Source organism: Pseudoalteromonas sp. 0802, assembly GCF_013350085.1.
In the GTDB taxonomy this organism is placed as follows: Bacteria; Pseudomonadota; Gammaproteobacteria; order Enterobacterales; family Alteromonadaceae; genus Pseudoalteromonas.
This window is the reverse complement of sequence record NZ_JABVXE010000004.1, coordinates 219,996-233,362: the sequence shown is the minus strand read 5'-3', so window position 1 is coordinate 233,362 and position 13,367 is coordinate 219,996. Positions and strand designations below refer to the sequence as shown.

Genomic DNA, 13,367 nt, shown 5'->3' with positions numbered 1-13,367 from the left:
TTTGCTAAAAATTACATGTGTTTTTGTAAGCTTTAGTTTCCATTGGGCGTTTATTAACCATAACTAAAAGTTATATAAAACCTGTTATCTAACAATAAATTAGCTTAAAAAACTAACCTATTCCTAAAAGCACGCTGTCATGTACAAATTATTTTTAACTTTTTCTGGGCAGAATGAGTTAAAGGGGATATTGAGAATAATAACCAATAACAATGACAGCGTTGTCATTTTTAATTATATAGAGCCATTTTGTACTTGTCTAACACTTTATCGGGCTATTTAAAGAAAGCGTATTTATGCAAAATCGTTTGTTAAAGATGAGAATTTAAAACAAAAAAGCGAGCATAATAGCTCGCTTTTGACATTGAGTTTAATCGGGCGATTAAGGCGCCCAATAAACTTCGATATTGATATGTGGGTGATTCAATACAGCACGTAAAGGCATGTCAGCAACTGCACCGCCCTCTTTCGCTTGCTTGTAAACAGCGAGCTTTTCTTCACCGCTAATTAAAAGCTTCACTACTTTAGAGTCTGCAATCGCAGCTAAAGTTAACGTCATACGCTCAGTGATTTTACCTGTTACATCGCTTTCAATAGCGTTAATTGCACATACTAAATCATCTGTCGCAAGGCCGTGTTCAAGGCCTTCGGCATGAGGGAAAAGAGAAGCCGTATGACCATCTGGACCCATGCCTAAAATTGTCACATCAAAAGGACGCTTTAATGCTTTGTATGCAGCTTCACATTCAGCAACACCGTTTTGCGGCGTTAATGCGTCATTTTTCATTGTTACGAAATTAGCTGCAGCGCCATGGTTTTGTAATAGCGTGCTTTTGATAAATGCTTCATTACTTTTTTCATGATCAGCATCAACCCAACGCTCATCAACCATAGCAACATCAATGTTTGCCCAGTCAAGTTCAAGGTTTGATAAGTGCTTATAAGCAGGTGCTGGCGATGAGCCACCCGATACCATCAGTACCGCGCGACCATCTTCTTTAATACCAGCAACAAGGCTTTGTTCAAGGCTTGAAGAAAGCTCAGCTGTTAATTCGTCTTTGTTTGCAAAGAATTTTTCAACAATTGTTGCCATCTTAATTACGCCTTATCGCCTGTGTTAAACCAAACGTGGTTGTTTTCTTCTAAAAGCTCATCTGCATCTTCAGGGCCCCATGTACCAGCACGGTATAAAGATGGTGCACCTTTTTCTTGCCAACGCTCAATGATTGGGTCAATCCATTTCCATGCTTGACGCACTTCATCACGGTGAATAAACAGTGATGGGTTATTTGCTGCGGCATCTAACATTAAGCGCTTGTAAGCATCTGAATGGAAACCATTACTGTACGCTTGCGATAACTCAATGTTCATGGTTACTGGTTCTAATTGCATCTCAAGGTTATCAAGGCGCTTAGACATCAGTGTTAATTGAATTGTTTCTTCTGGTTGCAGACGAATAACAAGACGATTTGGCTCAATGTTACCTACGTTGTCAGTATAAACGTTGTGAGATACTTTTTTGTATTCAACAACGATTTCAGCACAACGCTTTTTCATACGTTTACCAGTACGAAGATAGAAAGGCACACCTGCCCAACGCCAGTTATCGATGTGCGCACGAATAGCAACAAAAGTTTCTGTTTTGCTCGCACCTTCATTTAATTCTTCTAAGTAACCTGGGACGATTTTACCGTCTAAGTTACCTGGTACATACTGACCACGTACAATGTTTGCATCAACATCTTCAGCCACTAACGGACGTAACGACTCAAGTACTTTTAATTTCTCAGTACGGATGCTGTTCGCGTTTAATTTGTTTGGTGATTCCATTGCCACTAAGCAAAGTAATTGTAACAAGTGGTTTTGTACCATATCGCGTAATGCACCCGCTTTATCGTAGAAACCAGCGCGGCTTTCTAGGCCCACTGTTTCTGATAAGCTAATTTGGATGTTATCGATTGATTTTGCATCCCACAGGTTTTCAAACAGTGAGTTTGAAAAACGCAGTGCCATTAAGTTTTGTACTGTTTCTTTACCTAAGTAATGGTCAATACGGAATACTTGCTCTTCTTTGAAGTATTCAGCAATTTTTGCATTGATTGCTTCAGCAGACTCACCACAGTAACCAATCGGTTTTTCAACAACAACGCGTGACGTTTCTGTGATCAGACCTTTCTTAGATAAGATTTCACAACAGCTACCGTACACTGCAGGTGGTAATGAAAGGTAAAAAACACGAGACTTATCAGCATCGTGTTCATCAAGGATATCTTTTAGTTTATCCCAGTCGTCATCGGCTTCAGTTACATTCGTTACAACTGGCACAAGATAAGCTGAAAATGCTTTCCAATCTTTTCCGTTGTACTCACCTTTACCTAAAAAGTCTTGTAACGCTTTATGTGCTGTTTCGATGTATTCTTTACGTTTGCTTTCTTCACGTACCGTAGGAAGGATACGAGAACCTTGAGGAAGGTTGCCCTCTTGATAAGCGCGATACATTGCAGGAAGTAACTTACGTAACGCAAGATCACCGCCGCCCCCAAAAATTACGATATCAAATGGATTTAACATATATCACTCTCTACATTGGCAATGCCATGTTAATCGACTCATGCAGTATGGCAGTGCGTGTTGTTATCTGGTTGATTGGCTGTGTTAGATGATCCCTTTAACAAAGCCTGTTGAATTTGTTGTAAGTAGTTTACTCATTATTCTTATGTTGGCTGAAGTAAATGAGTCTTAGGGGCTCTGTAAATCCTCTCACAAAAATACAGGCCCTAAGAACTCCAGCGCTACCCGTTCAAAGGTATTCGGTTTACAGCTGTTGCTGCGAATCTATTACTGCTTACGATGTGTTTTATAGTAAGCGATCAGTCCGTTGGTTGAGCTATCGTGTGGATGACTGACTGCGTCATCAAATAATTCAGCTTCAATTTTAGAGGCAAGTCCCTTACCTAGCTCTACACCCCATTGGTCAAATGAACAGATTTCTAAGATAATGCCTTGGCAGAAGATCTTGTGCTCATAAAGCGCAATTAAACGTCCTACCGTTTTCGCATCAACTTTATCTAACAACATTGACGTTGTTGGGCGATTGCCTTGGTGAATCTTATGATTCAATAATTCTGCAATTTCTGCTTCAGATTTACCTTTTGCGGTTAAATCTGCAGTTACTTGCTCTGCATCAACACCGGCCATCATCGCTTCGGTTTGTGCAAAGAAGTTTGATAATAAAATATCATGGTGCTTACCAACATTTACTTGTGGCTCAATTGAGGCAATAAAGTCAGCAGGTACAATTACATTACCTTGGTGCAGACATTGGTAAAAAGCATGTTGGCCATTAATACCTGTCATACCCCAAATAATTGGAACCGTCGTGTAAGGAACCGTTTCACCAGCAAAAGTAACATGCTTACCGTTACTTTCCATCTCACCTTGCTGTAAATACGCAGGTAACATGTGTAGTGCTTGGTCATACGGTAAAATAGCTTGTGCCGTATAACCTAAAAAGCTAGTGTTCCAAACACTTAAAAGCGCCATTAACAATGGTACGTTATTTTCAAATTCAGCATTTTTAAAATGCTCATCAATTTCAAACGCACCTTCTAGGATCTCTTCGAACGCGTCGAAGCCTAGGTACAGGGCGATTGGTAATCCTATCGCACTCCATAAAGAAAAGCGACCGCCTACCCAATCCCACATTGTGAATACGTTTTCATCAGCGATACCAAAGGCCGCTGTTTTTTCTAAATTGGTGCTTACAGCTACAAAGTGCTTAGCGATATGTTCTTGCGCTTGTGCTGTTTGTAAAAACCACTTAACAGCCGATTTAGCGTTAGTCATGGTTTCTGAGGTTGTAAATGTTTTAGATGAGATAACAAATAATGTTGTCTCAACATCTAAACCCTGTAAAACAGATGCAATTTGAACACCATCAACATTTGATACATAGTGAACATTTAATGTGTCGTCAGCATAAGCAGCAAGTGCTTCGGTTGCCATTTGCGGACCAAGGTTTGAACCACCTACACCAATAGCAACAACATCTTTTACAGCTTTACCTGTGTAGCCTAACCACTCGCCACTGCGTACTTTGCCAACAAAGGCTTTCATTTTAGCAAGCTCAGCGTTAACAGCGTCTGTTACGTTTTCACCATCAACCATTACAGCTGTGTTAGCGCGGTTACGTAAAGCAGTATGAAGTACAGCACGGTCTTCAGTAATGTTAATTTTCTCACCACTGAACATCTTGTCGCGCCATGCGCTGATATCGCACTCTTTCGCTAAAGCAATTAATTGTTCAAAAACAGTCTTATCAATTTGTTGTTTTGAGTAATCGAATAATACACCTGGGATCTGAGCAGAGAATTGCTCGAAACGCGTGCTATCTTTGGCAAATAAATCTTTAAGATGAATTTGTTTCATCTTCTTGGCACTTTCAGATAGTGCTTGCCAACTAGCTAATTGCGAACGGCTGCTCATATATATAATCCCCTCAAAACTTGCAACAAACTGATTTTTAACTATCTTTTTATTAATGTTGAATAAAGACAGCAATTAAAAACACGATGAAAATTAACACTAAGTTAAAATGACAACGCTGTCAATGTTCTACTTTTACATTTTATAGTCGAGATAATAGCGCAATTTTTCTCTTTTGACACCGGTATCATAAAAATTATCTCAATTATTTTACTGCTAATTTGGTAGAACATTAGATACACTAACTAACTTATATTAAATATTGATGTACCTATTCAGAAAAAGCGCTCTGGTGAACACTTTTCGATATTATTATAATACAAATATAACTAACTATAAAGTAACAGTATGAAAGTAACCATAAATGATGTAGCCAAACTCGCTGGTGTTTCAATGAAAACCGTATCGCGAGTAATTAATAAAGAGCCATCGGTCAGAAAAAAAACGTACGACATAGTGATGGACGCTGTTAACACGTTGAACTATCAACCAAACCTTGCAGCTCGAAACCTAGCAGGCACATCGTCTTTTACTGTTGGTTTAGTTTATGACAACCCGAATGCTTATTATGTCATCGATATGCAAAATGGTGTGTTGTCGCGCTGTAAAGAAGAAGGCTATGAGCTGGTGATTCATCCATGTAACTACCTTGATGGCAACATGGAAGAAGACTTTAAAACCATGATCAAGCGCTCTCGCTTAGCAGGCCTTGTATTAACGCCACCGCTGTCAGAGCAAAGCAGTATCATCGAGATGCTTGATGAAATGGGTATTCATTATGTACGCGTACTCTCTGGTCGCCCTACAGAAGAAGACCAAGACACTTGTATCTATGTGAACGACTACGCCGCTGCGTACGAAATTACTTCTCACCTACTCTCGCTAGGCCATAAGAATATTGGTTTTTTATGTGGTGACAAAGAGCATAAATCAACAACTGAACGCTTAGAGGGTTATCAGGCCGCATTAAAAGATCACAGCATCTCGATGAATGATGAGCTGATCTATGAAGGCCAGTATTCTTTTGAATCAGGTGTAGAAGGTGCAAAAGCATTGCTGGGTGAAAATAACCCTAAAAACATCACTGCCTTACTAGGCGGTAACGATGAAATGGCAGCAGGCGCGTTATTCGCCTCACGCTTAATGGGGATCGAAATTCCACAACAATTATCAATTACCGGCTTCGAGGACTCACCGTTCTCGCGTCAGACTTGGCCTAAACTCACTACAGCTCATCAGGCAAATGATGTGATTTCGCAGCATGCAGCGCGTTTACTGTTTAGAAAAACCCGTGGTGCACGTAATCAAGATAAGGACATCATCACGACCTTTACCCCTTCATTAGTGGTACGGGAAAGCTCAGGCCCAACCTCAGCTTAATTTATTCAAGTTACGAAAAAGCCGCTCTATAGCGGCTTTTTTAATGACTGATTTATATGTACTTACTAAACATTAAAGCAATGCTAAACCGCCATTTAAGTTATAAACGTTTTCAAACCCTAACTGCGACAAGTTGTTTGCGGCTTGTTTAGAGCGATTACCACTTCGGCAAACCAAAATGTAGCTATGGTCTTTCTCAAGCTGCCCTTGCACGATGGCGTTTGCCATACGACTGAGTGGAATATTGATCACTTTACTATCAGCAACTGTGAATATTTCAGCCAAATTATTCGCACCATGCTCATACGGTTCACGAGTATCAATTAAGTAAGTGGCTTTATCGTTTAGCATTACTTTAGCATCACTTGCAGCAAGCTGTTTCATTGGCGCACTTTCAAGTGTTTCAACATAGCCACAAAGAGAATGACTTACAGTATGCTTTTGCTCATCCGCATGTTGCTTTAATTCAACAAACTCATCATCTGATACTTGTTCACTTAATAGTTTTGCTAATAACGGCGTCGTTGCCTTTTGAGCATGCCAATCCATAGCAAAACATTGCTGATAATCATGCCCTGAACAAATTACCGTAGAATCTTGCACTGCCATAGCAAGTTGTTTTAATGATTGAGCCATTTTCGCAGCATCGCCACCGCTAATTGCTGTGTTACCTAAGCCACCTGGTAGGATTAAATCACCACAGAAGCAATAGCTGATATCACCGCTTTGTGTATCTGACAATAAATAGCTAACACTATCGTCACTATGACCCGGTGTCGCTACTTTAGTTAAGCGTGCATCGCTTAATTCGATGGTTGCTGAATCTTTAGGCCAGCCAAGTTCATCTATTTCATTAGCAACAAAGCGTTCTGCGAGCTCTTTTGATAATAAACAACGAGCCGATAAACGCTCTTGGTGATTGTGGGTATCTAAAATCGCTTTGACTGATAGACCTTGTGTCGCGACAATTTTCGCCATACGCGGAATAAGCTCGATAATAGGATCAATCACCACTGCGTTTTTATCGCTGTCTACATATAGCCAACAGCACGCTGCTTGATGACGTAGCTGTGTTAAGCCAATCGCACACACTTCGTGTTGAGGCGATGTACTATCAGACACAACCAAGCAGTTTGCTTCTAGAATCGGTTTTAAAGAGCGGATTTTTTCACAAGCAAAGTCAATTTCTTGCTGGCTTGCAGCTGGGCCGAATGACATGCGAATCGCATTTTCACTTTGCCAATCACTGGCTCCCATCGCATCTAAAACAAAACTACGATTTGCACCTGAGCTACACGCAGAGCCGCCACTCACACGGATACCCGCAGCATCAAATAAATCCATTACTTCTTTACTGGTTAATTCGTTCACAGCAAAGTTTAATGTTGTTGGCACTGAATGCTCAAAACTGTGATTAAACGTGATGCTACCAAAGGTGTCTGTTAATGCAGCTAATAATTGCTCGCGAAAAGCATGTAGCTGCTCAATTGGCTTGAATGTTTGGTTTTGTTTATCAAGTAATAACGAGAACAGCTTATTTAAACCGGCAATGCCTGGTAAGTTTTCGGTGCCTGAACGCATACCGCTTTCTTGACCGCCGCCAGCAATAAATGGTGTATACGCACTGCCTTTACGAATATAAAGTACGCCAATACCTTTAGGGGCATACAATTTATGGCCAGAGAATGGAGCGTAATCAATGGTTGTTTGGCTTAGCGCTAAGTTGGTTTTACCTAATGCCTGTACGCAGTCAACCATCCAAGCCACATGGCTGTTTTCACTACGAATGACTTGCTCAATAGCGCTTAAATCTTGGAATACACCGGTTTCGTTGTTCACTGCCATGGTACAAATCATCAGTGCATTCGCAGCATGTTTGCGAATAAAATCGTGATCTAAAATACCGTTATTATCGACAGGAATAGCTAATACCTGTGCGTTTATATCAAGCACGCTGTTCCAATGTTTTAGGGTATTTGGCACCGCTTTATGTTCTGTTGCCCCATAAAGTAATACCGGATTCTCGATTTGATGACTTTTTGCAGCAATAAGCGTAGAAACAACCGCCGTTTGAATCCCCTCTGTTGCACCAGAGGTAAATAAAATATCACCGTCGGTAGCGCCAATGACTTCACGTGCTTTGTTACGCGTTTGTTCTAATAAGTGTTTTGCTTGAATACCCGTAATATGAGAGCTTGATGGGTTACCAAAACAGACTTGCATCGTGTGCGAAACCACATCGGCAATTTCAGGAAGTACAGGAGTCGTTGCATTCGCATCTAAATAAATTTGCTGATTAGCATCGTCAGGAAGGTAAAAATTTGCCATGTAAAACGCACCATATTACTAAAAGATATATCTTATAACCTATTTTACATTTTTCACGGCTAAATTATAATAATCAATTAGTCAGTAAAGTGCGTTTTCTATACTTTTTAAGACTAAGCTAACCTTCTATTAGCTCAACCTGCTTAGAAGACCAGGCATTTATAAGCGCTTTTACTAATGAAGCCAGCGGTATTGCAAAGAACACCCCCCAAAAGCCCCATAAACCGCCAAAAAACAATACCGCAACGATGATAAACACAGGGTTTAAATCTACCGCTTCAGAGAACAGTAACGGCACTAACACATTGCCATCAAGTGCTTGGATCACGCCATAGATAATTAATATGGTCCAAAATTGTGTTTCTAAACCAAACTGGAATAACGCCACCGCAGCGACAGGAATAGTCACCAATGCCGCTCCTACAAATGGAATAAGCACAGATAAGCCAACTAACACGCCAAGTAAAGCCGCATAGCGAAGATCAAGCACAGCAAAAGCAATAAAAGATGCTGTACCAACAATTAAAATCTCAAATACCTTACCGCGGATATAATTCATGATTTGCTGATTCATTTCTTGCCAAACCTGAATAATCAAGCGGCGCTGCTTAGGCAATAAGCGTTCGGCACTTTGTGTGAGCTCTAATTTATCTTTAAGCATAAAGAACACCAGGAGCGGCACTAAGATCAGATAAATCAGCCAAGCTGCCACATCTTTTATCGAGGTAAGTGACACCGATAGCACCAACTGACCAAACTCAATCGCTTTGGTCTCTACACTGGTAACAATTGATTTAACCTGATCTTCAGTAATCAAACTTGGGTAATCTTCAGGAAGATGTAAAAGCAGCGCTTTACCTTTTTCAATCATGTAAGGGGTTTCTTGAACTAGATTGCTGGTTTGCTGCCAAAGCACAGGCCCCATGCCGACAATAATCATGATCATCAAGCCACTGAATACCAACATAACAAGAATCGTTGCGGTAAAGCGTTTTAAACCCAGCTTTTCTAAGTGAGCAACAGGCCAATCAAGTAAATAGGCAATCACCAAGGCAACTAAAACTGGCACGATTAACGAGCCAAAGAAGTAGAAAAATGCAAAGGTTGCAATAAGCAGTAACAACAAGGTTACTGAATGGGGATCAGAAAATTTATTTTCGTACCAGGCTTTTACATACTCAAACACGAATGGGCTCCACAGTTAGTACACCTAATTCTAGGTCAATTTTAAAATGGTAATGATGTTTTTCTAAAAATCGCTGCATATCGTCCGTTGCCTCAGCAGCATTAAATGTAAAAGTCACGGGTTGTTTAATTGATGTTGCCTTATTCAACCCTAATTTAAACTGAATAAATTGTTGAGGGCACTTATAGCCTCTTAAATCAACCGTTAACATAGCGAATCAACTGCGTTATTAATATGAATAATAAGTATAAGGTGTAGGCTGCTTGCGAAAATAAGTCTTTATAATGAGAAACAACTCATTTTTTTCTTAAAACACGCAAAACAATAGTTTATCCTTAATCTATAACTGGTAGTAAAGGAAACTCCATGCCTGGCTCGCATAATAAAGCGCAATTACCTGCGAATCCAACTCTTAAAGAGATAAACTGGTATAAAAAACAAATAAACTGGGGCGAGCTGCCGCCTTTTTATCATATGGTGGCATCATCGGTTAGCGAATCTGAAGGGATTTTAGACCACGGTTTTGATAATGCCGTTAAACAATTAATTGATCCACGCAACTGGAACCTTGATTTATTAGGTGGTCATGAAACCGACTTGGGCGAAATTATCTGTGAGCAAAAACCGCGAATAGCTTTGCATCAGAGCTTTACGGACCGAGGTTTCGAATTATGGGCCTACCCTTATGCTAAAGATGTTATGGTAGACCAATACATCAAAGACAATCGCTTTATGGAATTTAAGGTGTGGGATCCGCACACCATGAAAAACCTCATTCGCTTTAACCAGCTTCATAAATTCATCGCTTTTTACTTTGAAAGAGGCGATAAAGCTGACAAAGCCTTAATTCTTCACGCCCATAAAGTAGCGCATAAAATCATAACTTTTTTACAACGAGAGTTGAACGTTGTTAAGCTAGATGGAGTCACAATAAAAGATTTCTATCAATTGTGCGAAAAAGACAGCCGAGCATGCAGCGACGAAATAGACTTAGCAAAAGTCATGTTAGGTGAGCAAATCAACAAGGAATAAGATGCGACTAAAATCAGCCTTTATTACACTGTGCAGTGCATTACTGACGTTTTCAATACTGCATAGTGAGCCGTTGAAGGCGCAAACAAACTTCAAGCTGCCCGATTTAGGGACCTCAGCTTTACAGGCTTTGCCGATTGAGAAAGAGCAAGCGATCGGTGAAGTGATGATGATGCAAATTCGTGGCTCATCACCCGTTGTAAGTGATCCTGTTCTTGATGAGTACCTGACCACTTTGGGCCGTCGTTTAGTCGCAAACGCCAACGATGTGCGTTTTCCATTTTCATTTTTCTGGCTAAACAACGCTGAAATTAATGCCTTTGCCTTTTATGGTGGCCATGTGGGTGTGCATACGGGTCTTATCGCACAAGCCGATAACGAAAGCCAATTTGCCTCAGTACTTGGGCACGAAATAGCTCACGTAACGCAGCGCCATTTAGCCCGTCGTATTCAACAGCAGCAAGATAACAGCGCGTTAACTATCGCTGGTATGATTGCAGGTATTTTAGCAACCGTTGTTGCACCAGATGCCGGCATAGCCATTATCTCAGCAAACCAAACACAAGCGGCATTTAGTCAATTAACTCATAGCCGTGCTGCTGAACAAGAGGCAGACCGTATTGGTATGCAGACCTTAAACAATGCAGGGTTTGATCCTCGCCAATCGAGTGAGTTTTTAACTAAACTTGCTGCACAAATTCGCTACAAATATAAGCCGCCAGCCTTTTTGCTCACTCACCCATTGCCTGAAAGCCGTGTCTCTGATGTACGCTTACGTGCCGAGCAGTATCCAAAAAGACACTACTCCGACAGCCTAGAGTTTAACCTAGCTAAGAGTCGTGTTATTGCTCGTTATCAGCAAAAATCAAAAGCCGCTGAAGATTTGTTTCGTAAGTTAATGCGTGAAAATACCGTTCATAACGACACTGCACTTAAGTATGGCTTGGGTATTAGCTTGTTGGACCAAAAAAAGCTTGATGAAGCAGCCAGCATTTTGAATCCATTGCTTGAGCAAGATCCAAAGAACTTATTTTATATTGATACCCACACCGACTTACTCATTGCGCAAGGTAAAGCGAATGAAGCAGTAGAGTTTTTAGCTAAGTTAGATATCGATAGACCTAACAATCAGGTGATTGCCTTAAACTATGCAAATGCCGCTATTGAAGCTAAACAATTTGAGCTTGCTGAACGTATCTTAAAATCTTATTTATTAGCAAAACCTGAGAACAATCTTGCCAAAGAGCTCATTGCTGATGTCTATAAAAAGCAAGAAAATATGGCTTCCTACCATGAAGCGCATGCCGATGTGCTTGCCCAATATGGCGCTTATTTAAAAGCAGCTGATGAAATTCAAAAAGCACTAAACTTTGTTGAGCCAGAAGAGCTAGTTAAACAACAACGTTTAAAAGCCCTACTTACACAATACCGTCAATTACAAAAAGAGCTTGCGAGACTTTAAGTCTCGCGGCGCTTGCCCTAAAATAAGCCAAATTATTAAATGTGAGAACACACTATGTCTGTGACTATTTATCATAATCCACGTTGTTCAAAATCGCGTGAAACACTTGCCCTATTAGAAAGCAATAACGTACAACCAAGTGTTGTTGAATACCTAAAAACACCGCTTAATGAACAACAAATCTCGACTTTAATTAGCCAACTGGGCTTTACTTCAGCGCGTGAATTAATGCGTACTAAAGAAGACATCTACAAAGAGCTTGAGCTTAAAAACGAACAAAACGAAGACAAATTAATTGCTGCAATGGCTGCCAATCCAAAACTAATCGAGCGCCCAATTGTTGAAAATAACGGTAAAGCTGCTCTAGGTCGTCCACCAGAAAACGTATTAAGCGTACTTTAATGGCTATAAACATTGTTGTGCTATACCACTCAAGCCATGGCTCTGTAGAAGCAATGGCGCATGAGATAGCCGAGTCGATTGAGCAACAAGGTGCTACAGCCTTGCTGCGCACATTTGTAAAGCGACAGCCACACGATATTGTGATCAGCAAAGACGATCTTATTAATTGTGATGGCTTAGCCTTTGGCACCCCTACGCGATTTGGCATGATGGCCTCACAAGCAAAAAGCTTTTGGGAAACCACCAGTGATCTATGGCTTAAAGGTCAGCTGATAGATAAACCTGCTTGTGTTTTTTCGTCATCAAGCAGTATGCATGGTGGTAACGAAGCCACCTTGTTGAATCTATCTTTGCCACTGTTACATCATGGCATGATGCTGCTAGGTGTGCCTTATGAGGTGCCTGAGTTATTAGCAACTGAAACCGGCGGTACGCCATACGGTGCGACTCATGTGGCCGGTAGCAATAACAGCAATGTATTAAGTAAAGACGAAATTAAAATTTGCCAAAGCGTTGGAAAACGCTTGGCACTGATTGCGAGTAAATTACAATGAGCTTGGAACCTGAGCTAAATCAGCCTGTTGCCAAAAAACCAATTACAAAACGATTCCAACGTTTTGCACTGATTGGTTATATCGGCTTATTAGTTTTAATGCCAATTTGGCTGTTTTTAATTGCCCCAAGAGAAGGCCACAGTAACGCCTTTATCTTTGTTGTTTATATACTGCCTCTACTGTTACCACTTAAGGGCATTATTCAAGATAAGCCTTACACCTACGCGTGGGCAAACTTTATCGTGATGTTCTATTTTATTCATGGATTTACATTACTATGGGTCGCACAAGAACAGCTGATTTGGGTATTACTTGAGTTAACCTTTGCTAGTCTGATGTTTATTGGCTGCACCTATTATGCTCGCCATCGCGGACAAGAGCTTGGCCTTAAGATACGCAAATTAAAAGAAGAGCTGGCCGAAGAAAAAGCCGCTCATGAACACGATAAATAATACCGATTCGTTTATCAAAAAATGAAACAAAAAACGGCAACTTAGGTTGCCGTTTTTTTATGTCACTTTATATAATTTTTATGTGA

Annotated in this window: 12 protein-coding genes; 6 read left to right on the top strand and 6 right to left on the bottom strand. The window is 40.5% G+C overall.

Annotation, left to right across the window (positions count from 1 at the left end; translation table 11 throughout):
- Positions 1–382 precede the first annotated feature (382 nt).
- From pgl to pgi, 3 genes are all read right to left on the bottom strand, one after another.
- The gene (gene pgl / locus HUS61_RS10480) at positions 383–1,093 is read right to left on the bottom strand and encodes a 6-phosphogluconolactonase (protein ID WP_175082791.1); all 711 of its coding nucleotides are present in this window, start codon (positions 1,091–1,093) and stop codon (positions 383–385) included.
- Positions 1,094–1,098: 5 nt separating this feature from the next.
- Positions 1,099–2,571, bottom strand: coding sequence for a glucose-6-phosphate dehydrogenase (gene zwf / locus HUS61_RS10475; RefSeq protein ID WP_175082792.1), 1,473 nt, complete (start codon positions 2,569–2,571; stop codon positions 1,099–1,101).
- Positions 2,572–2,838: 267 nt separating this feature from the next.
- Positions 2,839–4,485 (bottom strand): glucose-6-phosphate isomerase, encoded by a 1,647-nt coding sequence (pgi, locus tag HUS61_RS10470; RefSeq protein ID WP_175082793.1) that lies wholly within the window; start codon positions 4,483–4,485, stop codon positions 2,839–2,841.
- A gap of 348 nt (positions 4,486–4,833) precedes the next feature.
- On the opposite strand from pgi, the gene HUS61_RS10465 reads away from it, so the two are divergent.
- Entirely contained in the window at positions 4,834–5,865 is a 1,032-nt protein-coding gene (locus HUS61_RS10465; RefSeq protein WP_175080223.1) for a LacI family DNA-binding transcriptional regulator, read from the top strand.
- A gap of 72 nt (positions 5,866–5,937) precedes the next feature.
- On the opposite strand, the gene HUS61_RS10460 is transcribed toward HUS61_RS10465, so the two are convergent.
- From HUS61_RS10460 to HUS61_RS10450, 3 genes are all read right to left on the bottom strand, one after another.
- Positions 5,938–8,193 carry an aminotransferase class V-fold PLP-dependent enzyme gene (locus tag HUS61_RS10460; protein WP_175082794.1) on the bottom strand — a complete coding sequence of 752 codons (2,256 nt, stop codon included), beginning with the start codon at positions 8,191–8,193 and terminating at the stop codon, positions 5,938–5,940.
- A gap of 118 nt (positions 8,194–8,311) precedes the next feature.
- Positions 8,312–9,379 carry an AI-2E family transporter gene (locus tag HUS61_RS10455; protein WP_062566945.1) on the bottom strand — a complete coding sequence of 356 codons (1,068 nt, stop codon included), beginning with the start codon at positions 9,377–9,379 and terminating at the stop codon, positions 8,312–8,314.
- Complete coding sequence (locus HUS61_RS10450; RefSeq protein WP_054563605.1) at positions 9,372–9,590, bottom strand: hypothetical protein; 219 nt, start codon at positions 9,588–9,590, stop codon at positions 9,372–9,374. The genes HUS61_RS10455 and HUS61_RS10450 overlap by 8 nt, the downstream gene beginning before the upstream one ends.
- 155 nt (positions 9,591–9,745) lie before the next feature.
- Here HUS61_RS10450 and HUS61_RS10445 point away from each other — a divergent pair, with 155 nt between their 5' ends.
- From HUS61_RS10445 to HUS61_RS10425, 5 genes are read left to right on the top strand one after another with little or no spacing between them, the layout of a single operon-like run.
- Positions 9,746–10,411 carry a hypothetical protein gene (locus HUS61_RS10445; RefSeq protein ID WP_175082795.1) on the top strand — a complete coding sequence of 222 codons (666 nt, stop codon included), beginning with the start codon at positions 9,746–9,748 and terminating at the stop codon, positions 10,409–10,411.
- Between the two features lies 1 nt (position 10,412).
- On the top strand, positions 10,413–11,873 hold the full coding sequence (locus tag HUS61_RS10440; protein ID WP_175082796.1) for a M48 family metalloprotease: 1,461 nt from the start codon (positions 10,413–10,415) through the stop codon (positions 11,871–11,873).
- 54 nt (positions 11,874–11,927) lie between these two features.
- Entirely contained in the window at positions 11,928–12,275 is a 348-nt protein-coding gene (gene arsC, locus HUS61_RS10435) for an arsenate reductase (glutaredoxin) (protein ID WP_054563602.1), read from the top strand.
- Complete coding sequence (gene wrbA / locus HUS61_RS10430) at positions 12,275–12,829, top strand: NAD(P)H:quinone oxidoreductase (protein ID WP_063528399.1); 555 nt, start codon at positions 12,275–12,277, stop codon at positions 12,827–12,829. Before arsC ends, wrbA begins: the two co-directional genes overlap by 1 nt.
- A complete protein-coding gene (locus HUS61_RS10425; protein WP_062566939.1) occupies positions 12,826–13,281 on the top strand; it encodes a DUF2069 domain-containing protein in 456 nt (151 codons plus the stop codon). The genes wrbA and HUS61_RS10425 overlap by 4 nt, the downstream gene beginning before the upstream one ends.
- Positions 13,282–13,367: the final 86 nt, after the last annotated feature.